This is a genomic window from Bacillus sp. FSL P4-0334 (genome assembly GCF_038004825.1).
Classification (GTDB): Bacteria; Bacillota; Bacilli; order Bacillales; family Bacillaceae; genus Bacillus; species Bacillus velezensis.
This window is the reverse complement of the sequence record NZ_JBBORX010000001.1, coordinates 1-17,145: the sequence shown is the minus strand read 5'-3', so window position 1 is coordinate 17,145 and position 17,145 is coordinate 1. Positions and strand designations below refer to the sequence as shown.

19 protein-coding genes, 1 pseudogene and 1 riboswitch are annotated in these 17,145 nt (G+C 43.7%); of the genes and pseudogenes, 12 read left to right on the top strand and 8 right to left on the bottom strand.

All coding sequences use genetic code 11. The annotated features are described in order from the left end of the window. Positions 1-39: 39 nt before the first annotated feature. Complete coding sequence (locus NSQ37_RS00095; protein ID WP_341123017.1) at positions 40-339, bottom strand: contact-dependent growth inhibition system immunity protein; 300 nt, start codon at positions 337-339, stop codon at positions 40-42. 6 nt (positions 340-345) lie between these two features. Next, positions 346-2,214 carry a ribonuclease YeeF family protein gene (locus tag NSQ37_RS00090; protein ID WP_043020771.1) on the bottom strand — a complete coding sequence of 623 codons (1,869 nt, stop codon included), beginning with the start codon at positions 2,212-2,214 and terminating at the stop codon, positions 346-348. 133 nt (positions 2,215-2,347) lie between these two features. Between NSQ37_RS00090 and NSQ37_RS21185 the strand changes: the two are divergent. From NSQ37_RS21185 to NSQ37_RS00070, 5 genes and pseudogenes are all read left to right on the top strand, one after another. Continuing rightward, positions 2,348-2,436: pseudogene (locus tag NSQ37_RS21185) on the top strand (peptidoglycan-binding domain-containing protein); the annotation flags it as partial. 265 nt (positions 2,437-2,701) lie between these two features. Beyond that, positions 2,702-2,959, top strand: coding sequence for a hypothetical protein (locus NSQ37_RS00085; protein WP_162533099.1), 258 nt, complete (start codon positions 2,702-2,704; stop codon positions 2,957-2,959). Between the two features lie 14 nt (positions 2,960-2,973). Beyond that, complete coding sequence (locus NSQ37_RS00080) at positions 2,974-3,519, top strand: type II toxin-antitoxin system PemK/MazF family toxin (RefSeq protein ID WP_052495559.1); 546 nt, start codon at positions 2,974-2,976, stop codon at positions 3,517-3,519. Next, positions 3,512-3,934, top strand: coding sequence for a hypothetical protein (locus NSQ37_RS00075; protein WP_043020773.1), 423 nt, complete (start codon positions 3,512-3,514; stop codon positions 3,932-3,934). Before NSQ37_RS00080 ends, NSQ37_RS00075 begins: the two co-directional genes overlap by 8 nt. Before the next feature lie 391 nt (positions 3,935-4,325). Beyond that, entirely contained in the window at positions 4,326-4,646 is a 321-nt protein-coding gene (locus NSQ37_RS00070; protein ID WP_015240452.1) for a hypothetical protein, read from the top strand. A 60-nt stretch (positions 4,647-4,706) separates the two neighbouring features. Here the strand turns inward: NSQ37_RS00070 and NSQ37_RS00065 are convergent, their stop codons facing one another. After that, positions 4,707-5,348, bottom strand: coding sequence for a cupin domain-containing protein (locus NSQ37_RS00065; RefSeq protein ID WP_012118280.1), 642 nt, complete (start codon positions 5,346-5,348; stop codon positions 4,707-4,709). A 217-nt stretch (positions 5,349-5,565) separates the two neighbouring features. On the opposite strand from NSQ37_RS00065, the gene hmpA reads away from it, so the two are divergent. Both hmpA and NSQ37_RS00055 read left to right on the top strand, forming a co-directional pair. Further along, entirely contained in the window at positions 5,566-6,741 is a 1,176-nt protein-coding gene (hmpA, locus tag NSQ37_RS00060) for an NO-inducible flavohemoprotein (RefSeq protein WP_025285169.1), read from the top strand. Positions 6,742-6,882: 141 nt separating this feature from the next. Further along, complete coding sequence (locus NSQ37_RS00055) at positions 6,883-7,728, top strand: glucosaminidase domain-containing protein (protein ID WP_025285168.1); 846 nt, start codon at positions 6,883-6,885, stop codon at positions 7,726-7,728. A gap of 33 nt (positions 7,729-7,761) precedes the next feature. On the opposite strand, the gene NSQ37_RS00050 is transcribed toward NSQ37_RS00055, so the two are convergent. The 3 genes from NSQ37_RS00050 to cudC form a co-directional block, all read right to left on the bottom strand. Next, positions 7,762-8,430, bottom strand: a complete 669-nt coding sequence (locus NSQ37_RS00050) for a potassium channel family protein (RefSeq protein ID WP_014418723.1) — start codon at positions 8,428-8,430, stop codon at positions 7,762-7,764. A gap of 163 nt (positions 8,431-8,593) precedes the next feature. Next, positions 8,594-9,133 (bottom strand): biofilm surface layer hydrophobin BslA, encoded by a 540-nt coding sequence (bslA, locus tag NSQ37_RS00045; protein ID WP_015240450.1) that lies wholly within the window; start codon positions 9,131-9,133, stop codon positions 8,594-8,596. 160 nt (positions 9,134-9,293) lie between these two features. Continuing rightward, positions 9,294-9,848, bottom strand: a complete 555-nt coding sequence (gene cudC / locus NSQ37_RS00040) for a choline uptake/conversion transcriptional regulator CudC (protein WP_007410170.1) — start codon at positions 9,846-9,848, stop codon at positions 9,294-9,296. A gap of 200 nt (positions 9,849-10,048) precedes the next feature. On the opposite strand from cudC, the gene betB reads away from it, so the two are divergent. The 3 genes from betB to NSQ37_RS00025 all read left to right on the top strand — a co-directional run bounded on the left by betB (position 10,049) and on the right by NSQ37_RS00025 (position 13,400). Continuing rightward, entirely contained in the window at positions 10,049-11,521 is a 1,473-nt protein-coding gene (betB, locus tag NSQ37_RS00035; protein WP_032876872.1) for a betaine-aldehyde dehydrogenase, read from the top strand. A 17-nt stretch (positions 11,522-11,538) separates the two neighbouring features. Continuing rightward, the gene (gene gbsB / locus NSQ37_RS00030; protein ID WP_003152181.1) at positions 11,539-12,747 is read left to right on the top strand and encodes a choline dehydrogenase; all 1,209 of its coding nucleotides are present in this window, start codon (positions 11,539-11,541) and stop codon (positions 12,745-12,747) included. Positions 12,748-12,818: 71 nt separating this feature from the next. Further along, entirely contained in the window at positions 12,819-13,400 is a 582-nt protein-coding gene (locus NSQ37_RS00025; RefSeq protein ID WP_003152182.1) for an MOSC domain-containing protein, read from the top strand. Here NSQ37_RS00025 and NSQ37_RS00020 read toward each other — a convergent pair whose 3' ends face one another. Then, the gene (locus NSQ37_RS00020) at positions 13,401-13,889 is read right to left on the bottom strand and encodes a DinB family protein (RefSeq protein ID WP_043021198.1); all 489 of its coding nucleotides are present in this window, start codon (positions 13,887-13,889) and stop codon (positions 13,401-13,403) included. A gap of 146 nt (positions 13,890-14,035) precedes the next feature. Here NSQ37_RS00020 and NSQ37_RS00015 point away from each other — a divergent pair, with 146 nt between their 5' ends. Next, a complete protein-coding gene (locus tag NSQ37_RS00015) occupies positions 14,036-14,566 on the top strand; it encodes an NfeD family protein (protein WP_007410165.1) in 531 nt (176 codons plus the stop codon). Between the two features lie 19 nt (positions 14,567-14,585). Beyond that, complete coding sequence (locus tag NSQ37_RS00010; RefSeq protein ID WP_326365049.1) at positions 14,586-16,115, top strand: flotillin family protein; 1,530 nt, start codon at positions 14,586-14,588, stop codon at positions 16,113-16,115. 30 nt (positions 16,116-16,145) lie between these two features. Here the strand turns inward: NSQ37_RS00010 and thiT are convergent, their stop codons facing one another. Next, a complete protein-coding gene (gene thiT, locus NSQ37_RS00005; RefSeq protein ID WP_253612788.1) occupies positions 16,146-16,727 on the bottom strand; it encodes an energy-coupled thiamine transporter ThiT in 582 nt (193 codons plus the stop codon). Between the two features lie 100 nt (positions 16,728-16,827). Continuing rightward, positions 16,828-16,928, bottom strand: a riboswitch (TPP riboswitch). Between the last annotated feature and the right edge of the window lie 217 nt (positions 16,929-17,145).

Sequence of the window (17,145 nt, the reverse complement as noted above, 5' to 3'; positions counted from 1 at the left end):
AAAAGAAGCCCTTCTTATAAGAGGGCTCTTTTTCTCTAACTATATTGTTTTAAGATGTTTTTTAATTTGTTCAGTGACTTGCTTAAGCCATTCTAATGGAGTTATATCATCTTCAGGAAAGTATATACCATCCGCTGCTTCCTCTATAAATTCATTCTTGTCTTCTTCTGAATGATCACTATTTACAAACTCAGTTAGTGCTATTAAATCTCTTTCTTTTAGTTTTTGTGATGCTTCATTTAAATATTCATCAAGTGCATTTTCCGGAGACTCTATATCTTGGTGGAAATGTCCACCGAGAAATCTAAATACAGGATCAGAAACTTTAATTTCAATCATTATATATCACCTCGTTGGGTAGCCTGTTAGTATAAAGCTACCATCTTCATTTTTCTTTAATACTATTCTAGCATTAGTCATATCTTTAACTTCATTTGAACCTTTACGAACTCCTCTACCTATAACTTCGGTTCCTCTATAAGGTAACGGTAATGGATCATTAACATCACTTTTTAACCACTCTTCAATTTCCTTTTTATGTTTAGTTAATGTTTCATTAGCGACTCTTTCTGCAGTTGGCCTATCAGTGAAACTAGAAGAGGCACGTATCTTCTTGTTTATCTGTAGCCTCTGTAATAACTCTTCATTGGTCTTACCAACATGTCTTTCTATAAGGTGTCCGCCTTTTGCTTCATGAGCAGCTAGACCCCCGCCAGGTGCGAGAAGGCTGTTGTCTCCTTGTTTAACACTATGTATACCGCTATTGTCAGAAGTCACAGACTTACTGAGCACATTCTCTTTCTGATCTTCAATAATACTTTTCAACAAAGGCGTATTCTTCACGTTATGAGTATTTTCAATATCCTGTGCTATTCCGGCAAGCGCGGGTTCGTACTTGTTTTTCGAAAAGGAATTGATGTAGTTTTGTCCTTTTTCAACCCCGGTTTTTACATGTTTTGCAGCCGCTTTTTCACCGGCTTCCAAGACGTTATCCACTTTGGCGGCGCCTGTTTTCGCGAGCTTGCTTGATACTTTTACGGCTGAGCCGGAACCTTTGAGCCCGACAATGCTCCCGATGGCGTAGGTGATGTAATGTGATCTTGAATACGCATCCCCGTTAACCATTTTATCATTCCATGAGTCCGCCAGGTTTGTCCATATGATTTTTGCGTAGGAGGGTGTGTTCAATACAGCCGATATGGTTTTCGCGACTTTTTGTTCATCAGAGAGATGGTAAAAATCCCATGCGCCGACAGCCAGATCTTTGATGCCTGTTATTGTGTCTTTCCCGACATCATAAAGGCCGACGCCTACTCCTTTGACGATGTCCCAAGCCGTTTCTCCGACTTCTTCTAGCTGTTTTGCTTGTTCAAGCTGCATCACATATTCCACCTGAGCAGGTTCAAGGTTTTCATAGCCGATCTTCTTCGCTATTTCCAAATACTCATCCGGATCGGTGACACCATCAGCCAGCTTTTTCTTTAGATCCTTAATCTCCCGCTCTTTCGCTTCTTCCTTTTTAATCGTCAAATAAGCATCCGAATGTCTTGAAATCTCGTCTTTTTTCTTATGGATGTCACTTTCTCGGTACGCCTTGGCATTGTAGTGAAGCGGCGTGGCGCTTTTTCCTTTGCCTGTGGCGTTTTGAAGCTGCTGGAAGTCGGCTTGGATAAAATGTTCATTTTCTTCGGTTTCAGCGTATTCTTTCATTAGATCGTGATCAAGCTTGCCGAGTTTATGTATCGTTTCGCTTCTTTTTTTATCAGCTGAAGAGAGCTTCTGATCCGTGTTTTCGGTTGAAAACAGATCAAGCGAGATAATGTCATCGATCTCTCCGAGGATGGAGCGCATGTCCTTTTTCTGCTCTTCCATAATCGCCTTTGATTTACTGAGGGCGTGGGTGAGCTCGTGCTCCAGAAATGATTCCTCCACATGTGAATTGGAAAGTCCGGCGTTTTCGACCTTGCCGGGAAGGCTTGTGAGAAATGCGATTTTCATGTCGATCAGATCAAGCCAGCTGTCTGTGACGCCTGCTTGGTCCTTGAAAAAAGCTTTGATATTATTTGCGCCCCGGCCGGAGAAATCATTGTCACCAAGATCAGCCATGCCTTGAAACGCTTTTTTCAGATTGATCATTTGACCGCGCAGTTTTTTATATTCACCCGCGCGCTTTTTGGCGGCGGCGAGGAGGGTGGTTGCTTCGAAAACTTTCATGACCATATCCTTTCATACGAAATACTTCAACAAGATTTTACCATGGGAAAATGAAGAAACAGAAGGGGGGTGATTCTAAAGTATGAAATGATTAATTCGATCTGTGCTATTTTTCCTATTTGAAATTCTTGTTTTAAGACGGTTTCAGCTTATGAATGGACTAAATCTTGATGGATTTATGGGCCGAAAACAAAAGCGAAACTTGAAGCATTATTGATGTGAAAAATGGCTTTCTGATAAGAAAAAGGTTTTTTGTGTCCTACAGTTGCCACTTATAATTAAGAACTCCTTTATGAGGTTGGAGTTTATGCTCACCAAGGCTACTGATGAAGAATGATGTAGGAAGTCTAAGTGAAAAATAAGCTCAGTAGTTTGTTTTTTGACAAAAGAGGAAACCCTTTTATTAAAAAACATAAAATATATTGTTTACTTCTTGACAAGTGACAATTAGGAGGTGAAAATTATGGTAACGGAGGGGGATCTGTTTATGAGAATCAAATACGATCATAACCTGTATCTTAAGCTTATGACAACCGGATTAATATTAGAAACAACGAGAGAGAAAATGAATTTATACTATGAAAAACATAAAAAACCTATGTTAGAAATGCTGGAAGACGAAGAAGCATTTAACTTAATGGGAGCATACTTTGAAGAGAATGAAAATGAATTATTAGAAACAGCTGATTCATCAAACGCTACTGCAGATGAAGTTAATTCTAATAATTATCCTCACTTCGAGTGAATTGGTGAGTAATTATGGCGTTTAAAGATAGAGATAAACTCAGAAGAGGCAGCATTTTTATAGCAAACTTAGACCCTTCTTTAGGAGCTGAACAAAGCAAAAAAAGAAGGGTCTTAATTATTTCAAATGACGTTGGAAATAGTCATCCTAGATCACCTGTAGTAATCGCAGTTCCTATAACTGGTGAGGTTACTGAAAAAAGAAAAAGGATGCCCATGTATGTTGACTTAAAAATGTCCTCAGAAAACGGGCAAACCAAAGATGCATTAATTGACTGCTTTCAAATAAGGGTGCTCGACATTGAAAAGAGATTAAGCGATTATGTTGGGAAAGTTAGTGATCAAGTGATGCAAAAGGTAGACGCTGCACTTGAAACTTGTTTACAATTAAAAACTTGTCCGACATGTTCTCATGTATTAATGCCAAATAAAAAGCACTGTGTAAATTGCAAATCTATTCTTGTTGAAATTTGTAGGAATTGCACAGAGGAAATTAGTAGTGATTTCAATTTCTGTCCACACTGTGGGACTAAAGGGAGTGGAGGTGCTTCTGATGAGTAAAGAACTAAAGGAAACAATTGCAGATGCTCTGCTAGAAATATTACCGCCACTTACAAATTCCGTTAATGATATGATCAATGCAACAAAAGACGCTGAAAACTCTAATAAAATTTCTAGAGAATTATTATTAAAAGTAGGAAAACTCAGTATACATACAAAAAAATTCATGGCACCAGTGCGTTCATATTTAGACCCAAACATAACGAAGAGTGAATACGCTCTTTTTGATACTTGGATACAAGCTTTAGAAAATTTAAATGAATCCGTTGAGATTTTTCTATATCTTATTGAGAAAGATAGCGAAGGCGAAGAAATATCCGTAGACAAAAAGGGTTATGAATTAAACGATGCAGTAGATTTTTTATTCAAGGCTTCTCGTAATATCGCTGATCTTGTTGATTCCTTATATAATTGAAGCTCTCCAAACGCTCAAATTTGGTGATTGCGATTCAACCTCTGCAAAGATGACAACCGAACGTAAGTTTCGTTGTCGGTGAATTGGAATTTGGGGACAGTTGGGGACGAATTGGGGACCAAGTTATTCATTTTTGGTCAGAGTATATAATTTTTCTTCAGAATCATCAGCGGCAAAACCTAATAAAATAGGGTTTAAATATAAAACGTCTGTTCCTATCAGAAAAGCATCTCCACGCTGGCAGCGTAGAGGTCAGGGGTTCGAGCCCCCTTGGCTCCATACCTTTAAACCCTTATTCTATAAATAAGGGTTTTTTTGTTTTTTCATCTTCTGCGGCAGCCTCTATGTTCTGCTTCATTTCTAACAACTCAAAATAAAGGAAAGAGAGAAAATGAAAAAGAAAATCTATCTTCTACTAACTCTTTCAGCGGCACTGGCACTTCTTTTAACAGCGCTCCCGGCTCTTTCTCCCGTCGTCTTCACGTCTGCTTCAGAAAAAGGAGCCATCAGGCATGACATTTATAAAAAAGGATATCCGTATCAAAGCTACTTTGCGATTCTTCGAAAAGAAGAAGGCGGCGGAGAGGCCGGGAACCTTTATTATGTAAATTGGTTCAATTGGAAAGATGATACCGGACAGACGCCGCACGTATGTTATTCAAAAAAATCGTCCGAAGGCGAGTACAAAGTAAGCTGCGGAACCGGACCGTAATGATCAAGAGCCCCTCTCCAATGAGGGGCTCTTTCTGTCGATGCCGCTCTGGCTCTCCGTTTAATATCCCCAATATAACGGCGTATCATAATGCCGATACGGATCATTCGGATAATGCGTATTTGGCTGATAAGGCGTATTCATATCATGAATCCCCGTGTTTTCAGTCTGTCCGCAGTATTTATCGGGACCTATCACAGTTGATTGCCGGATCGGTGAAACGGCTTTTTCCCACTCATGCTCATTCAGACAGTACGTATGTGCCATGATCTCAGGCGGCGTCAGACGGAGAATATCCGAGCCGTATATCACTTCAGGCGAAGGGGCGTCAAATATGGCCAAAAGGTGGGTTTTGTCTGAAGTGGCGACTTCATAATGCCACCACCCCTGCGGAACATTCGCCACTTGTCCTGAAGAGATCGGATAATTCCGTATTTTCTGGGTGAACGGATTCAGCATCGACACCACCGCGGAACCCGAAATACAGTACACCAATTCAGCGGCATTTTGATGGGTATGCGGTTCAATCACATTTGTTTTGCTCAGAAAGATATCTAATAATGAAATATTTTCAAGCGTGTTTAACTGTTTAATCCCCAATACATTGATAAAGTTCCGAGCATCTTTCGTAAAAAAACGGCTCTCATTCACATTATAAGTGAACTGTGTATTCGGAGACGTGTAATCGATATCGGAAACCATGCACTCCCCCGCTTTCATCTTTAAACGTATATTCCCAAATATATGTGTCCCTGTTTCACCGGGTGATAAAAAAGGAGGTAAAATCCATAAATTCCAAATCTAACACAATGTTGTGACGACTTTTTTAAAGATTCATTTTTAATATATCTTTTATTCAAAATATCTCTTACTATAAAGATATATTGAAAATACATCTTTAGAAGGGTTGAGGATTAACATGCTGGATGAGAGAACAATAGACATCATCAAAAGCACAGTACCCGTATTGCAAACACATGGAGAAAACATCACCGGACGCTTTTATAACCTGATGTTTCAAGATCATCCCGAACTGTTAAATATGTTTAACCAAACGAACCAAAAGAAACAGACTCAGCGCGCAGCATTGGCAAATGCAGTCATTGCGGCTGCGGCGAATATTGATCAATTAGAACAAATCATTCCGGCGGTCAGACAGATCGGCCATAAACACACAAGCATCGGTGTAAAACCGGAACATTATCCGATTGTCGGAAAGTATCTGCTTCTGGCAATTAAGGATGTGCTGCAGGATGCCGCAACTCCTGAGATTATGCAGGCATGGGAAAAAGCTTACGGTGTGATTGCGGAGGCTTTCATCGGCATTGAAAAAGACATGTACAATGAAGCCGGATGGCAGGGGTATAAAGAATTTACGGTTATACAGAAAACGAAAGAAAGCAAAGATATCACATCATTTTATATCAAACCGAGTGACGGTTCTTCGCTTCCTGGATTTGAAGCGGGACAATATATCAGCATTAAAGTGCGGATTGCGGATTCTCCTTATACGCACATTCGCCAGTACAGCCTGTCTGATGCTTCTCAAAAAGGGGCATATCGGATTTCTGTGAAAAAGGACGGAGCGGTTTCTTCTCATCTCCACAATGAAGTTCAAGAGGGAGATAAACTTGAAGTCAGCGCACCCGCCGGGGATTTCAAGCTGTCTTCTGCCGAAAAACCGGTTGTTCTTATCAGTGCCGGTTCCGGAATCACGCCGATGATGAGCATGCTGAAAACAGCCGCCGAAAAACAGCCGGAGCGTTCCGTTACTTTTATTCATGCCGCAAAAAACGGAGAGTACGCCGCGTTCCGCAAAGAGGCTGAACAAGCTGCGGAGAATCATCCGAATATTAACGTCATTTATGTATACAGTGAACCGGCAGAACAAGACCGCTCAGGAGACAAGCCTTTTTACAGCGGCAGGATTGATCAAACCTTCTTGGAGCAGCTTCATCTGAATCAAGATGCTGAATTTTACTTGTGCGGATCAGCGCAGTTTATGACGCAAATGAAAGATATGATTCTTGCACTCGGGTTTGACTCTGATTCCGTTCAATATGAATTGTTCGGCCCTCAGCTGAGCATGGCATAACAAAAAAGACTCCTCAAAGAGGAGTCTTTTTTATTTGCACAATGTGTTCTTTCTCCGTCTTTTTCCCTATTTTATTGAAATTTTCATCAATGACCAGTAAAATTATAAATCTAGTGATTCCGGAATTAAAGGAAGGTTGATATGAAAAAGAAAGCAAAGACCAAAAGGGGGCTTGGGTGCCTTTTTGCTGTATCTCTTATATTCGGATTATTTCTGGTATCAATGGTGTTTTCGAAATTCATAGTGACGGAAGAAAAACCGCCTGAAGAGGTGGACGAGCAGCAGGTCTTTATTGACAGCCTTTCCGGGCATGCTCAGATTTTATATGAGAAATATCATGTCCTTCCGAGCATCACCCTCGCACAGGCCATTCTCGAATCGGACTGGGGGAACAGTGAGCTTGCGGGGAAAGCGCGCAACCTGTTCGGTGTAAAAGGTGATTATAAAGGAAAACACGTCACGATGAAAACGGATGAATTTGAAAAAGGAAAACGAAAAACGATTCGGGCAAAATTCCGTAAATACAGCACGTTTTTTGAATCAATGGATGACCATGCCAAATTATTTGTCAACGGAACGTCTTGGAATAAAAAGAAGTATAAGCCCGTCATTGAAGCGGACAATTATAAAACAGCGGCGGCTGCCCTTCAAAAATCCGGCTACGCCACAGACCCCGGCTATGCTGAAAAAATTAAAGATGTCATAGAAACCTATAATCTGAATGAATATGACAAAATCAATGCCTCTCTTAAGGCAGTTGATATGAAAGGCGCCATCAAAGACCACGCCATTGAAGACGTGTGGTCCAAGCCGTCAAAAGAGCAGCATTCTATTAAACTGGCATCGGCGCAAAAGTTTACCGGCCAGCATATTAAAGTCGTATCTGAAAAACAAAACGGAGAATCCGTCTGGTACCAAATTCAAGTGAAAGATGAGCTGATCGGCTGGGTTGACCAAACCGCCGTCCAGTTAAGTGAAGAAACATAAGCATCAAAAAAAGCCGGCAGCCCGCCGGCTTTTTTACATTCCTTCAGTTTCAAACCTTTTAATATCACGTTTATGCCCCATCAGCACAAGGCAGTCACATTCATGAATGACAGTCTCCGGAGAAGGGGACAGCTGAATGTCTCCATTATGTTTCACGGCGAGAATGGTGCAGCCGAATCTGGCCCGGACGCCGAGATCAAGAATGGATTTTAAATGCAGCTTTTTCGTGGCTGAAAGCTCCACAATGCTGTATTCATCTGACAAATCAATGTAATTTAAGACATTTTCATCCGAAAGGCTTTGCGCAATCCGCACGCCCATATCCTTTTCGGGATGGATAATACGATCAGCACCGATCTTTTCAAGCACTTTGTGATGATAATAGTTTTGCGCTTTCACCCAAATATTAGGGATGTTCAGCTCCTTCAATAACAGCGTCGTCAGCGTGCTTGCCTGAATGTTGGCGCCGATTGCTACGATGACATATTCAAAATTTCTGATGCCGAGCGACTGAAGCTCGCTTTCTTCCGTTGAATTTGCCCGCACAGCATGCGTGGCATAAGAGGAGTATGCGTTGACCCGCTCTTCGCTGATATCGACCGCAAGCACCTCATGCCCCATTTTAAAAAGCTCTTTACAGATGCTTCCGCCGAAACGGCCGAGTCCGATGACGGCAAATTGTTTATTTTTGATTTTTCCCAATCCTCATAACTCCTTAAGAAACTGTTTTCGTCACTCCAAATACAACAAACAAGAATGTACTCCTGTTTCAAGGGTTTGTCAATGCGAGGGCCGGAAGAAAGAAAACAGCACAAAAAAAGACCGGCTGACAAGCGATGGGCTTGTGCCGGTCCGTTTTTCGCAATTATTTGCAGTTGCAAGGCTGTGTCGGCGGTGTGCTGCGTTTTTGAACAACAATTGTGTCCTCAGCATAGAATTTAGAGCCGATGCTTAATGATTTATTTTCTGCACGGAACTTATATGTACCTGCAGCAGGCAATGTTTTATTATTAAGAGAAAGCTTGAATTCCGCTGCGCCGAGCAAATCAATGTTTAACGGAAGTCTGACTGTTTTGCCGTTATTCAGAATCTGTCTTTCACGCAAAGCGTGTCCGTTGACTGTATCTTTTGTTGTAGCCGCAAATCCGCTAGGAAGGGTAAATTCCATAACGCCTAAGCTCAGGATCGTGTTCGGACGGTACGTCAATTCGATATCAGAAAATGACCATTCCTGCTGGCTGGCACCTGTATATTTTGCAAATAAGGTAGCAGTCGCTTTCGTGGACATTTCCGGCTCGTGAACGGTTGAGCCTGACTCAGCGGCGAATGACGCTGTCGGCAGAGAAAGAAGCAAAACCAGGCCGAATAAACTTGCCATGACAGTTGAGAAAAATTTCTGTTTCATTTTCATGAATCCCCCTAAAAAAAAATTTGTTGATTGTTCTTAAAAAAGAACGACCATACCTATAAAAATTTACCATCAATTTTAATGGAAGTAAATGGGGTTATGTTCCTATATTTTCTCAAAAATAATCAAAACACGACAAAAAACGCCTGATTTTGATTCAGGCGTTTTTTTCGTCCGTTTCTATCGGGATAAATTTAAAAATCTCCCCGCTCTGAACCGAGTCGGCGAGCCGCTTCAGCCAATGATAATAAGCTTTCGAACTTTCAAGCTGATCATATAACTGCCGCGCTTCTTCCTGTAATTCCGCGTTGCCTTCCTCGGCCAGCAAAACGGACTGCAAATCCGCCTGGGCCTGTTCGATGGCGGACAAATTCACCTGAACTTCACGATCCCATTTCGGCGGGAAGAAATTCGTGAAAAACGTAAAGAAATCTTTTTCCGCTACAAACGTATGCTTCCGTGTGCCGCGGTGAAAGGTTTTTTTGACCACATTTAAATCCTGCAGCTTTTTGACGCCTGTGCTCATACTCGGTTTGCTCATCTGCAGTTCCTCACGCATTTCGTCAAGCGTCATTTCATCCCTCATATACATTGTTCCGTATAAAATCCCGACACTCCGTGTGATTCCGTAAAGATCCATCGTCTCTGCAATGGAATCAATGACAAGATCCCTGGCTTGTTCTATAGCTGCGAATTCTGGATTCTCATCCATACTGTCCCTCTTTTCCTCTTGAAGTTTAAATTTGTTAAGTCATTTCTTTATGTTCTTAATCTTAACGAATCATGACAAAATGTCAAAATCTAAACGGACTGACCGGGTTTTGACAGGCAAAAAAACATGTGTTAAATTAATATTGTTAAAAACATTAAATTTTTATTTAACAAACTTACTTTTCGGTAAGGAGGACTCTTATGAGCAAAACGCTTTATATCGGCGGCGAATGGATCAGTGCAGAAAAAAAACAGACGCGCCGTATCATTAATCCATTTAATCAAGAAGAAATTGCAACGGTATGCGAAGGAGACCGGAACGATGCGGTGAAAGCCATCGCCGCAGCCAGAAAAGCATTTGATGAAGGGGAGTGGCCGGTGCTTTCCGGGCTCGAGCGCGGACAATTTGTTCTGAAAATTGCGGAATTAATCAGACGCGATCTGAACGAATTAGCTGAGCTGGAATCGCTTGATACAGGAAAAACGATTGAAGAAAGTAAAGCCGATATGGATGATATCGCAAATGTATTTCAATATTATGCCGGTTTGGCGGATAAAGACGGAGGCGAGGTCATTTCATCTCCGATTCCCGATTCCGTAAGTAAAATCGTCAGAGAGCCCATTGGCGTATGCGGACAAATTACGCCGTGGAACTATCCGCTCCTTCAGGCGAGCTGGAAAATCGCTCCCGCTCTTGCGGCCGGAAACACGATCGTTTTAAAGCCGAGTGAGATTACTCCGCTGACAACCATTAAAGTCTTTCAATTAATAGAAGAAGCCGGTATTCCGAAAGGGGTCGCCAATCTCGTGCTGGGGCCGGGCGCCTCTGTCGGCGACGAGCTGGCGAGAAACCTCGACGTCGATTTGGTCTCTTTTACGGGCGGAATTGAAACAGGCAAAAAAATCATGCAGGCGGCAAGCGGCAATGTGAAAAAGATTGCTCTGGAGCTTGGCGGCAAAAATCCGAATATCGTATTCCAAGATGCAGATCTCGAAACAGCTGCAGATCAAGCGCTGAACGCCGTGTTTTTCCATGCCGGCCAAGTATGTTCGGCAGGGTCCCGTCTTTTGGTGGACGAAGCCATTCATGATGAATTTTTAGCCGAGCTGATCAAGCGCACGAAACGCATAAAATTAGGAAACGGTTTTCATGAAGATACGGAAAGCGGTCCGCTGATTTCCGCCGAGCATCGGGCTAAAGTCGAAAAATACGTAGAAATCGGCATCGAAGAAGGGGCAAAACTGGAAACAGGCGGCAAACGTCCTGATGATCCCGCCCTTCAAAACGGTTTCTTCTATGAACCTACTATTTTCTCAAACTGCAAGTCTGATATGCGGATAGTCCAAGAGGAGATCTTCGGCCCCGTTTTAACAGTTGAGTCATTTTCTTCTGAAGAAGAAGTGATCAGACTTGCCAACGATACCATTTACGGGCTGGCCGGAGCGGTATGGTCAAAGGATATTGAAAAATGCGAACGCGTAGCCGCCAAACTGCGGATGGGAACGGTATGGATCAATGATTTCCACCCGTATTTCGCGCAAGCGCCATGGGGCGGGTACAAACAATCGGGCTTCGGCCGCGAACTCGGCAAAATCGGTCTGGAAGAATACACGGAAATCAAACATATTTACCGCAACACGAAACCTGCGGCTGTGAACTGGTTTCAAGCATAACGAGGAGGAGATACAATATGACATTAAATATGAAAGTAGAAAGCATGCATAAATTCCATACATTCGAAATCCCGACAGTCATTAAACACGGAATCGGCGCGATTCAGCACGCGGGAAGTGAAGTCAGAGCGCTTGGCGTCACAAAAGCGCTGCTCGTAACAGACCCGGGAATTTATAACGCGGGAGTGGCAAACCCGGTCATTGAATCTTTACAGGAAGCGGGCATCGAAGTCGTCCTGTTTAACAAAGTGGAGCCGAACCCGCCTGTACGTCTTGTAAACGAAGGATCAGAACTGTATAAAAAAGAAAACTGCAACGGTCTTGTGGCTGTCGGCGGCGGAAGCTCCATGGATACAGCGAAAGCCATCGGGGTAGAAGCGACACACGAAGGAAGCGTGCTTGATTATGAAGCCGCGGAAGGCAAAAAGCCGCTGGAAAACCGTATTCCTCCGCTGACAACGATCCCGACGACTGCGGGAACAGGTTCAGAGGTCACACAATGGGCGGTCATTACAGATGAGGAAAGAGAATTTAAATTCAATACGGGCGGACCGCTTATCGCCGCGCATTTAACGGTCATTGACCCTGAGCTGCACACGTCCATGCCTCCGCATGTGACGGCCATGACAGGTATTGACGCACTTGCGCACGCCATCGAGTGCTATACGATGAAATTCGCGCAGCCGATCACTGATGCCGTCGCTTTAATGGCCATTGAATATGCGGCGCATTATATTAAGCGCGCGTTTGCGGACGGAGAGGATTTGGAAGCAAGATACGGCATGGCGCAGGCGGCGATGCTTGCCGGCCTTTCATACGGCAGTGAATCAGCAGGCGCGGCGCATGCGATGAGCCAGACGCTCGGCGGCATCATCCCTGTCGCTCACGGACAATGCGTCGCAGCTATGATGGGGCCGGTAATGGAATACAACTGGAAAGGCTATCCGGAAAAATTCGCCCGCATCGCCAAAGCATTCGGAATCGATACAAGCAACATGACAACCGAAGAAGCGGCAAAAGCGTCCGTCAACTGGATGTATGATCTTGTAAAAGATTTAGAGGTGCCGAGTTTAGAAGAACAAGGTGTGTCTCCGGACATGATTGAACGTTTATCAAAAGAAGCCATGAAAGATCCACAAACTTTCGGGAATCCAAGAGATTTGAATGAGAAAGCATACAACTGGATTTACAAACGCTGCTTTGACTTAACGCCGAAAACGGTATAATAAATGAACCCCGCTCCTTTACAGAGCGGGGTTTTTTAAGGATAATGTCAAGAAAAAGGCGGTGGTGGCTGATGTGGAAACGCATAACAGCAAAGACGGAAGGCGTATATATAGCGGATACCGAACAATTTGTTACCAAAAAGATGGACAAGCTTCGTGCGGAATACGGCGGGTTTCCCGGTGACTTGCATTTCGGACTGACAAAAAAGGCCGGCGCGCGTGAGCCGATGTATGAAAGAGGAACAGAAATTTTTAACCGGAGACAGATTTCAATCGTGTCCATGGAGGAATGTGATGACATTGCGGAGAAGATGGGGATTTCTCATATCTTTCCCGAATGGCTCGGCGCTAACATCGCAATCAGCGGTTTTTCTGCACTGACGCCGCTTAAAGAAGGAAGCAGAATGATATTTCCAAGCGGTGCGTCTCTGTTGTGCGAGGGAGAAAATGATCCGTGCATTCAGCCGGGAGAAGTCATTCAATCCTTTTATCCGGATCAGCCAAAACTCGCCGCGGCGTTTGTGAGGCACGCGATGGGCAGAAGAGGAATTGTCTGTATTGTTGAACGCCCGGGTGACATATGCACGGGCGATGCGGTCACCATCCATTCTTATGAACCGAAACGCGCCAAGAAAAAAATCGAGAAGGTCTGACTAGACCTTCTTGATTTTTTGTTTGATTTCTTCTATTTGATTGATGTGACGCTTTTCATGATGGCCGATAAAATCAATCCACTGGCGGATCGTCAGTTCTTGAAAAACAGGATGCGGAAGCACACGTTCAAAGTCTTCCTCGTTTAATGATGAAATAACTGCGGTCAGCTGTTGTCTTGCCGTATCTAATTCTTGTTTTGCTTCAATGACTGATATTCGGTTTTGCTCAGGTTCGAGGTGTGACGGCGCCGGCCGTTTATCTGTTCTGTCCTCTATAAACTCCATCGGTTTTTCTTCTATTTCTTTTAACGGTGCGTCTTTTGCCTGCTTTGATAAAAGGGTCTGCGCTGTTTCGTCAATTTTCTTTAAATGGTCAAGGACTTCCCGCACGCTCCACTCATCAGCCGCGGGCTTTCGGTTGAATTCCTCATCAGAGAGTCCTTTCAGTTCTTCCCAGATCTGCTGTCTGGCTTCATTAAAAATGCTCATCCTATCTCCTCCTTTAGAGTAAACATATCATATCCGGATTGGATAATCATGTAATCAGCCTTCCTTATCAGAAAATTGAAACCATTTACCTTTACATCCGTATATAAAGTAACACTCCGACACCTCAGCCGAAAGGAGGATAGAAGATGGACATATTTCATCTGCCGCTTGAAACGGTCTATCTTTACACATTGATTATTTCGGGAAGTCTCACGCTTTTGATTCTGTTTTTTCAAGATGTGTTTCACGGCCTCTCGGAAGCCATTCCTGTTTCATTTTTAAACCCTGCATTGATTCTGTCTTTTTTAACAATCTTTTCAGCCTCAGGTTATATCGGCGAAATCGCCGCTCCGCTATCAAGTTCTGTCATTGCGTTGCTTTCATTTGTTCTTTCGGTTCTTTTGGTCAGCCTGCTTCACTTCTTCGTCCTTGTCCCGCTTTCATCAGCGGAAGAATCGCTCGCTTATCGGGAGACGGATTTAAAGGGCAGAGTCGGCAGGGTCATTACTTCCGTCCCGAAAGACGGCTATGGAGAAGTGATCATAGAGGGAATAGGGGGCGCCATTTCTAAATCAGCCGTCAGCTTTGATCAAGAACAGATCAAGTACGGAACTGCCGTATTAGTGATTGACGTGAAAGACGGTGTGCTTTTTGTGACGCCGCATGAACCAATCTGATATCTAAGGGGGAACTGTTATGACTATGCCGATTATCATCGTTATCGGAATCGTATTCTTTTTACTCATCGCACTTATTGCTGTATTTATTACGAAGTACCGGACGGCGGGGCCGGACGAAGCCCTTATCGTGACCGGAAGTTATTTGGGAAATAAGAACGTTCACATTGATGAAGGCGGAAATCGTCTGAAAATCGTCCGGGGCGGGGGAACGTTCGTGCTCCCGGTATTCCAGCAGGCAGAACCTCTCAGTTTACTGTCAAGCAAACTTGATGTCTCTACACCTGAAGTCTATACAGAACAAGGCGTGCCGGTAATGGCCGACGGAACCGCCATTATTAAAATCGGAGGCTCCATCGGTGAAATCGCCACAGCAGCTGAACAATTTTTGGGGAAATCTAAGGACGACCGTGAGCAGGAGGCGCGGGAGGTGCTGGAAGGCCATCTGCGCTCCATCCTCGGCTCCATGACCGTTGAAGAGATTTATAAAAACAGGGAAAAGTTTTCTCAGGAAGTCCAGCGGGTCGCGTCTCAGGATCTTGCTAAAATGGGGCTCGTGATCGTTTCTTTTACGATTAAAGACGTCCGCGATAAAAACGGCTATCTTGAATCATTAGGTAAGCCGAGAATCGCCCAAGTCAAGCGGGATGCGGACATTGCCACGGCAGAAGCGGATAAAGAGACGAGGATTAAACGTGCGGCCGCTGATAAAGACGCAAAAAAATCAGAGCTGGAGCGGGCGACGGAAATAGCTGAAGCGGAAAAAATCAATCAGCTGAAAATGGCGGAATACAGAAGAGAGCAGGATACAGCAAAAGCCAATGCCGACCAGGCATATGATCTTGAAACAGCAAAAGCCCGCCAGCAGGTGACAGAGCAGGAAATGCAAATTAAAATTATTGAGCGGCAAAAGCAGATTGAATTGGAAGAAAAAGAAATTCTGCGCCGTGAGCGCCAATATGACTCTGAAGTGAAGAAAAAAGCCGATGCCGACCGTTACTCGGTGGAACAAGCGGCCGAAGCCGCAAAAGCGAAGCAGCTCGCGGAAGCGGATGCCGAGCAGTACAGTATCGAAGCGATGGCCAAGGTGGAAGCGGAACGCGTGAGAATTGACGGTCTTGCTAAAGCGGAGGCTGAAAAGGCGAGAGGAGAAACCGAAGCGGAAGTCATCCGCCTGAAAGGTCTCGCAGAAGCGGAAGCTAAAGAAAAAATCGCCGAAGCATTCGAAAAATACGGGCAGGCTGCAATCCTTGATATGATTGTGAAAATGCTGCCTGAATATGCGAAGCAAGTCTCAGCGCCTCTTTCCAACATTGATAAAATAACCGTCGTTGATACGGGAGGAAGCGGTGAAAACAGCGGGGCCAATAAAGTCACAGGCTACGCAACCAATTTAATGGCCGGTCTTCAGGAAAGCTTAAAAGCATCTTCCGGAATCAATGTAAAAGAGCTTATTGAGAATTTTTCAGGTAAAGGAAACATAAAACAAAGTATAAATGAACTTACAAAAGAACTGAGTGATTCAAACGAACGGCACAGCCCGGAATAAAAAAACAGCAGGCGTAAACCGCCTGCTGTTTCAGTTCGTCCGCTTAGCTTCAAGAAGCCGCGGCGCAGTCATGAATAATAAGATAAGGACAATGGCCGAAAGGATAAAAGAAGGAATCATATAAGTCGCGTTATAGACGGACGAATAAATCCATACCGGCGTGCCCTTCGGAGCATAGCTTCCGAAAAAGACAGCTCCGGAGACCACATGCGCCGCATAGCGCAACACACTGCCGATGAAAACACCGCCTATAACATACATCGTTAAAGCGCCTCTTTTTTTATTCAATGCCGATTCCCGTACACCGGAAGCAAACAAGCCGCTGAAACCGAGGACTGCAAATGCCGCGATGTAATCAAGTAATAACTGCACCGGGTGCTGCAAAAACAAATTGCCGATGGCGATCTGGACAATCCCTGTCAAAAAGCCTGTCGTAAGCCCGGCTTTCACTCCCCAGCGGAATGAAATCAAAAAAATCGGAATCATCATAATAGAGACCGAACCGCCTTGGGGCATCCGGAGAAACATACCTGAGACAATGTCCAGAATGACAGCCGCCCCGGTCATAATCGCTATTTCAATTAAGCGCACAAGCCGTGTTGAATGATTCATAGTTTTCCCCCTGGTCAGACAACCGTAACAAGGATAAACAAAAAAGCAGCGCGGGGAAGGATGGGAAAAGGTCCGCGCGCTGCTTGCATAAACTGCAAATCATTTGGCTTTGCCACATCCCTACGCCAGCGTTAACTAACAGGTTCAAAGGGTCAGAACAAAATGTTCACTCTCAGCTTTAATGCTCCCCTTGTGGTCATCAAGTATTTAGTTCAATCTTACTATACAAGAAAATATGCCAAACCACAAGACAGCTTATCTTTCTATAGAAGAGAAACTGAAATAAGTATGAAAGAAAATAATTAATGATTTTTTTAAAAAAACTATTGTCATATTTTCAAAAGGGTGTTATATTATTAAACGTCGCTGATGAACAGCAGACAACAACAAAAAGCTTCGGAAACAACGTAAAAAAAGT